The 7297-nt window shown below is 57.9% G+C and carries 8 protein-coding genes; all 8 read right to left on the bottom strand.

Going from position 1 to position 7297, the window contains the following annotated elements:
• Window positions 1-85 precede the first annotated feature (85 nt).
• Window positions 86-361, bottom strand: a complete 276-nt coding sequence (locus tag ACYQ1H_RS05755) for a gas vesicle protein GvpG (protein WP_460027085.1) — start codon at window positions 359-361, stop codon at window positions 86-88.
• Between the two features lie 171 nt (window positions 362-532).
• Entirely contained in the window at window positions 533-1321 is a 789-nt protein-coding gene (locus ACYQ1H_RS05750) for a GvpL/GvpF family gas vesicle protein (RefSeq protein ID WP_460027084.1), read from the bottom strand.
• A 203-nt stretch (window positions 1322-1524) separates the two neighbouring features.
• On the bottom strand, window positions 1525-1833 hold the full coding sequence (locus tag ACYQ1H_RS05745; RefSeq protein WP_460027083.1) for a hypothetical protein: 309 nt from the start codon (window positions 1831-1833) through the stop codon (window positions 1525-1527).
• A 4-nt stretch (window positions 1834-1837) separates the two neighbouring features.
• Window positions 1838-2836: a gas vesicle protein GvpN gene (gene gvpN / locus ACYQ1H_RS05740; RefSeq protein ID WP_460027082.1), complete on the bottom strand. Its 999-nt coding sequence runs from the start codon at window positions 2834-2836 to the stop codon at window positions 1838-1840.
• Window positions 2837-3069: 233 nt separating this feature from the next.
• Window positions 3070-4083: a hypothetical protein gene (locus ACYQ1H_RS05735; protein WP_460027081.1), complete on the bottom strand. Its 1014-nt coding sequence runs from the start codon at window positions 4081-4083 to the stop codon at window positions 3070-3072.
• A gap of 30 nt (window positions 4084-4113) precedes the next feature.
• Window positions 4114-4332, bottom strand: a complete 219-nt coding sequence (gene gvpA, locus ACYQ1H_RS05730; RefSeq protein WP_460027080.1) for a gas vesicle structural protein GvpA — start codon at window positions 4330-4332, stop codon at window positions 4114-4116.
• A 952-nt stretch (window positions 4333-5284) separates the two neighbouring features.
• On the bottom strand, window positions 5285-6073 hold the full coding sequence (locus tag ACYQ1H_RS05725; RefSeq protein ID WP_460027079.1) for a hypothetical protein: 789 nt from the start codon (window positions 6071-6073) through the stop codon (window positions 5285-5287).
• A 3-nt stretch (window positions 6074-6076) separates the two neighbouring features.
• Window positions 6077-7153, bottom strand: coding sequence for a UDP-3-O-(3-hydroxymyristoyl)glucosamine N-acyltransferase (gene lpxD, locus ACYQ1H_RS05720; RefSeq protein ID WP_460027078.1), 1077 nt, complete (start codon window positions 7151-7153; stop codon window positions 6077-6079).
• Between the last annotated feature and the right edge of the window lie 144 nt (window positions 7154-7297).

Below are 7297 nucleotides of genomic sequence, written 5' to 3'. Positions count from 1 at the left end.
CTAGCCAAGCTCACCCTGTGTGACACGGAACTAGCTCAATGGTATACCGTACGCACCTGCAGGGACTGACCCTGCCCATTCCGTACTAGTCCTCAGCGGAATCAGCCACCTCACCCTCCTCATCTTGCGATGACATATCACGCTCAAGGACTTCAAGCCGATCCAGATATTCCCGCTCTTTTTCATCAAACTCTTCATCAGTGATCTGCCCAGTTTCTAACATCATGTAGAGATCGGTTAGTGCCTCACGGATTCGATCAGCCTCACCTTCAAGCTCCTCTGTCGCAATATCATGAATTTGCTCGAATATCCAGCGAATGCCACGAAACGGAAACAGAAGAATGTCGTCAACGATGAGCATGAATGATTTCGCGGCGGGAGACCTTTATCATGGAGCCAGACAGCCAAAGCCAACTCTGACCAAATCGACCAGCACCCTTGCTTGCATGCTGGTCAAGCCGTCATCCAGAAAAAAAGACGCAGCAGGCCTAAATACCTAAAACCCTGACAAAGGGCGCTATCTTACTTCAGGTCAGGCGACATCATTGGCAGGCGAAGCAACCTTGAGATCAATCCGCGCAAAATTATGCGGAGCCCAAGGCCCCGAGTAATCAAAAAGATAGTCGTTATCAAAAAGCTTTGATACCTCGAAAACCCCTTTAACGAATTCATCCATCCGGGTACGCCTCACAAGACAGGCGAGGTTCATCACATCTTTTTCGCGCTTCAGCTCACCGACAACAATGTCTTCACAATATTCAACCAGCAGATTTTTCACGCGGTCCGTGTGATCTCTTCTATCCGCATTGAGAAATGATTCGTACAAACGACCAAGCTGAATGCGCTCATCCCTGCCCGCTGTCTCGTCGTTTACCAGTTCGTCACGCGCATCCCTGAGAGCCGCATGGGTGCCGATAAAGAAATCATATATATTGGCCACGTCCCAGGAGACACGCAGCCCCATCTCCACGCAACCATTCACTTTCTTGAGCTGATCAAGAATAGCCTTCCTATTCCTTGCCAAGAGGTTTTGTACGCTGATTTGATTTTTTGATATAGTTCCAAATCTTAACGGCAAAACAGTGGTTTTCTCGACCAAGTCGTGCAAAACAGCCTGATATGCCGTAAGGCTTCTCCGGTCAGGACGAACCTTACCCGTCGCCACATCCGAAACCACTGCAACAAGACCGTTATCCTCGACACAATAAACCTGCGCCCCCTCCAACCCCTGGGACGCTCCAAATCTCAGTGGATCCACGTCAACCTGGCAGATAGCGTAAAGGATTTTGGGCAAATGAGACGATCTCTTATGAATACTCACTATAAACTTCCTCTGCGCAGGGCATCGCGAAACTGGTTATCCAGCCGCTGAGCCAGCCGACACAGCTCATGGACTTGCAGCCCTATGGCCTCAAACAATTGATGGGGTCCCGTCATCGTTTTCAAGAAACGATAATGGCGGGCATGCCGATGGGTTCGAATACTCTGGCTGGTGCGCACGGGAATCATGGCATACCTCCTGAACTAATATTTTATACGCACTCCTCTGGGAGGCTTTTCAACCAAGCTCGAGCCGGTTTCAGACTTGCGAAGATCCTCAGCCAAGACCCCTCCCAGCAAGATGGATTTTTCATGATTGATCTGAGCAATCCGATCATTGATGACACTCAGCCGCCGCAGAGAGGCCTCGCGCTCGCGCTCTCTACGCCACTTCTCAAGCTCCAGTGCACCTGCCTGGAAATAGTCACGGTAGCTCTGATCGCCACGACTTACCCGTCCGGAATGCGTTTTGATATCGGACAGGGATTTGGGAGGACGGGTACGGGTCCCCATATCATCACTCCACGATTTCCATGACAGACCGCAGGTCCTTCCTGTTCAGATGCCGCATGGTTTCCGCCGGCGGACAAACCTTCGAGATGACTTGATCGATCATGGCCTGATACATGGATCGACCACCATTGCTTATCTTTGCCGTATCCATGCTGAGACCATCGTAGCAAATCGCATGGAAAAGCGGTTCTCCACAGCGTGGCAATATGCCTTTCATCTTGAGGACACGAGCGATTGCGATGCCTGACCTCAACGATGGCCTGGATTTATTCTCATCGCCACGAAGCTCTCTGACAATATCAACGATGTAGGCGGCTTCTGTAGCTGGCATCCCGGAATGGCTATGCACAATCTGGATCTCCGTCTCCCTGTCCGGATGATCCAGCTTGATCGTAATCATTCTATCCAGCAGGGCATCCTGGGTCTTATGGGTACCGGCATACTCTTCCGGATTCGAGGTGAACACGGCACGAAAGTCTCCGGAAACCTCCATAAAGCCCTCGGCACTCCCTCGAAGCCCCGGCAAGTTCAAGACCCCCTCGGCAAGGACCGACAATAATACGTTATTGGTTTCCGGCCTTGACCTGTTGAACTCGTCATAAATCAGCATGTCGCCATTTCGGCAAGCCGTTGTCAGGCGATTGTCCACCCAGACTCGCCGCATTTCCTCTTCTGTCTTGAGAACAGAACTGATGAAGTTGTCGACTAGCTTGCTCTTACGATAGCCGACATCCTTTCCCGTCAGATCAGAGCTGACAAATTCCTCATTTCCCTGCATCAGGGTAACGGGCCTTCCCCAGCGAGAGGCAAGATGAAAAGCAAGCGTTGTTTTTCCTGTACCTGAGGGGCCTGCGAAATGCACTGGATAGCCGGCTTCCAAGTACGAGATTGCACGATCGACAATACCTTTCACATAAGGAGACAAAACAAAGGTATCACTGGCCACCGGGACAACCCTGTCGCTTGATGAGTCATCCACCAAAGCCATATTCGAATGTTCCATTAAGAATCTCCAATCTACCGCCATTCAATACGCCTGCCAGGGAGCACGAAATCTCACGGCCGACAGCCGCAACACCCTAGACCTGTTCATGTCGAGAGGCGCCCAACTCCGGCGCGGCCAGCGACCACACCCGGCTTATGCCCGCGGCGAGAGCGCCTCAAGATACCAACGTTCCTGTACAACGGAGATCTATCGCCGGAAGCAACCTGCCTTGGGCAAGCAATCCATGCAACTTACTTCTTACCCTTGCCCTTACCAGAGCCAGGAAAGCTAAATTTACCCACATCCGCCGGAACCTCCTTCACCTCCTCGACGACATCCGCTGCCATGACCTCGCTTCTCGAAGCCTCGAGTCCCTGAAGGCGCGATTCGTCACTATCCTCCGCAACAGTCGGTGCAGCCTTGGGCTGAGGTATTGATTCCGTAACAGCCTGAGACGGTGACGTCGACGCCGACACTGCCGGATGCCTGGTGGCGGCACGCCTTCCAAAGAAACCCTCATGAGCACCCGACCGGTCATCGGAATAATCATTGAGCAAGTTGCTTACCGTCCCTGCCAGGTCACGCACGAAGGCCCCCAGGCCAGCAGCCGTTTTCGCTGAGGATTCCGCACGGCTCTTTGCGTTTTCCTGCAAAAGGTTGGCCACGGACTTCCCTACATCATTCACGAACCTCTGGCGCTCAAGCGCGTCGATATCCGCATTTTTCTGACGCCGAGCTCTGACTCCGTCCAACTCCTTCGCCACGGAAGAACCCAGCGCATTGACAAAGTCATTGCGCTCCTGGGCTGCTCTTGCGGATGCCGCTTCAAAACTCCGTCGAAAACCGCCAAGGTGCGCTACTGTTTCGTTTGCTATGCGGGTTACAAAATCCCTGCGGGTCCGCGCGGCCTCGCGTGCGCTGGCAGCCTGGCTTGCTGCCGTATCGGCCAGGAATCTGGACACGGAGGTGGCATTACTTGAGATGAAATCAACCCGAGCAAGCGCATCACGCCTAGCAGCCACCAGACGACGCGATTTGACATCCCGCAGGAATAGCTGTGTTGCTCCGCGCTGCTCCTCAATATCCAAACCCAGCACACGCCGCTTATCGGCACGACTATCCCGACCGCTTTCGATCTCCTGACGCAAGCGCGTCATGTCTTCAGTTAAGCGCCCCATGATTTTCTCCCAATAAGAACTTTGGAACCAAATTCTGTATGTGAGATACCATTCCGTGAGCAGTTCCAGGGGAAACGAACCGCTCACGAAACAGCGTCAATACCTAGTTATATAGGCTCAGGCCGGGGCTGCTGCGCTTGCAGTCAGACCAATCGCCTCAGCGTACTTCAGATAGGTTTCTACGGAAGCCACGACCACGCGAGCCTCAACAGAGAGCAACTCGATGCCGACCAGCGAAACTTTAACCCATGCATCAATTACGATGCCTTTATCCAGAATGCGGTCGACAACTTCGGCCAGGCTGGAAGAATCCGTGGATTTCTGAATCTTTGCCATTGTTGCAATTCCTCTTGATCAGTTAAGCGAATATCACCCTTCAGGGTGGTATGAAATGCGAACAGCAGATTGCTTCGCGCCGAATATCTTGCATCATGCATGCCAATCTCGCAAGGCATTGATTCATTACGGACTGATAAAAAAAGTCATTCGTCAGAATAACAAAAGTATGTACCCGAATCCATAGCTATGGAACCGAATCCATGGAGGTCTCGCCACAATAATCAGAAAACCCTGATCAACATGACCACAGACACCCTGCGTCATCGACGCCGTCCGGGTCCTCCCGATAAACACTCGCGGCCAACCACGCGGATGCAAGCGATGCGAAGTTCCAGTCGGCCGTTACCGCGAACCACTTGACTTTGAGCGACAATCGCTCCGCGCATCCGGCCATGACCCCAATATTGGCGCGCGGCGGGGACGTAAACGGGCGAGACATCGCCCCGACGCTACGTTGAGCGATGAGAAGGGATACCGACAATTCGAGACCCGCCGGTCACAATTGGCCTCGACAGCATGGGCGCCCGGGACAAAGCGGGGGTACCCGGTCAGGTCCCAGGTCACCAGGACATCATGAGAGGATTGCGGTCGACCCGTTCGCAGCAGAGCATGCCGATCCTTGGCGGGCAACCGCAGCGAACATTCGGCAGACGGCCGGGAGGAGAGGTGAACAGCAGCAGAGGCAGATGCCGGATGGACGATGCGGGCGAGCCGCGAAGGCATGGGCATCAAGCAGCCATCTCGTACCGAGGCGATACGCTGGCCTGAGTGGCGTCATGCGGCCCGATCGCCGCACACGCCCCCGGGGCACCGACCACATGGCGCCCATCGCCTGGATGTAGGGCTGCGCAGGCGGCTCAGTCCGTCCGGCAACCCAGCGGGAGCGGGGTTCGCCTCACCATGCCCGCCGTTCAAGCACAGGTTCAGGTCCCGCCATCAGCACCTGCCGTCAGGGTGCCCTGCTCGCGCCGAGATTCGGCGGCAGCGCGCCGATGAACCGCAGGGCTCCGGCCTGCAGGGTAAGCGTCTGCACGGCATAGCCTTCCCTGGCGCCCAAGCTGGCGTGGAAGCCGTTTTTGGCGATGCGGTCGAGCTGCTCGCTCGGAATGTCGAGGCCGCCGACCTGCAGGCGCTGCAACTGGGCGCTCAGCTCGCCATTCTCGACGCCGCCGACAGCCTTGGCGTAGACGGGCAGATTGTCGCCCAGCGCGCCCACCCAGCGGGTGATGCTTTCGGCATCCTTCTCGCGCACCCCGACGGTCTTGAGGAAGTCGCCAAGCCTTGAGCCATCCAGCGCGCCGGAAAGCTCCATGGCTCCCGGACCCAGCCTGACCTGAACGTCACGCAGCGGCAGCAGCCTGGCCCCCAGGGAGTTGAGCGCCGCGGACAGTTCCTCCTGCGACAGGGTCATGTCCACCGGCTTGGGCGCGGCGGGTGGTTGCGGCGCGGGGCGGGGCGGCTGGCCCGGGGATGCCGGCGCAACCGGCAGGGCGGGGGGCGGCGCGCCCAGCTTGACGCCCGCCTTGGCCTCGAAGCGTTTCAGGTCGGCGGCGGCATATTTCACCCCCAGGTTCTGCGGCGCGCGGCTGCCGAACAGATCCGCAACCCAGGGCACCAGGCCGAACCAGACGAACAGCACGATCCAGGGCAGGACGAACAGCCCCAGGAACAGCCCCAGCCACTTGACGTCGCTGATGCCCGCCTTCAGGCCCGCCATGGCCCTGCCGATGCGCCGCATCGGTCAACTCTCCCTGGAGGATGCGGCCGCGAGTTCGGCCAGACGCTTCTCGACTGCCTTGAGCCGTGTCCACATCTCATGCAGCCGGGGCATGATCGCCATGTTCTTGAGGTATTGCTGCAACGGCTGCACCGGGCCGCCGGCATACATGCCGGGGGCCTTGATGCTGCTGTTGAGACCGGCCCGGTGCAGGAGGACCACGTCGTCCGGCACCGTCACGTGATCCAGGGTACCGGTCTGACCCGAGGCGATCACGCGCCGGCCAAACCTGGTGGAACCGGACAGCCCCGTGTGGGCACAGAGGATGCTGTCCTCGCCGATCTCGACGTTGTGGCCGAGATGGCACATGGCGTCGATCACGGCACCCGCACGCACGAGGGTGGCGCCATAGGTGCCGCGATCGATGTTGGTGTTCGCGCCGATGACGACGCGATCCTCGATGATGACCTTGCCGGTATGGGGAATGCGGTAATTGCGCCGGCGCTCGTCCTGGGCGAAGCCGAACCCCTCGGAGCCGATGACACAGCCGGCCTTGAGGATGACATCGGCACCGATCTCGCAGTCGTAGCCGACGACGCAACCCGGGTGCAGCACCGAACGGGCGCCGATCATCGCCCCATGCTCGATCACCGCGTTCGCCATCACCACCACGCCAGGCCCCAGCAGCACATTCCGGCCGATGACGGCACCCGGCCCGACCAGCACATCCCCGGGCACGGCAACGCTTTCGTGGATGACGGCGGCGGGATGGATGCGCGGCCACTCGCTGGCACGCACGTCGCGATCGGCGTAGGTCTGCTTGAGGATCGCCATGGCCAGGCGCACATTGGGCGCGATGAGCACCGCCATATCCGGCTCGTCCGCGAGTTCCCGGGCCAGCGCCTCGGTGGTCACCACGCCTGCCGGCCGACACCGGCGCACCGGCTCCAGATACTTGGCGTGGTCGATGAAGACCAGATCGCCGGGACCGCAATCCTCGATGGGCGCGATGCGGCAGCAGGCCAGGTCCGGCCCCGAGCGGTCCAGCAACAGGCCACGCCCGGCAAACCGTTCCAGCATTTCGGAGGGAAGCACATTCATACCGAGGTCACACGGGAATTTCAGGGTTGGCCATGATAGCCGAAGCCGCAAGCCCGCGGCGCAGAGCTGTCCGGCCCCGCCCGCGCATTCGCGCGGGCGCAACAGCCGGAACAGGGCTTTCGTGTACACTCTGAGACCCACGAT

The organism is Methyloparacoccus murrellii, from assembly GCF_054657115.1.
Note: the sequence above shows the minus strand (reverse complement) of the source record. Positions and strands in the feature narration are given on the sequence as shown.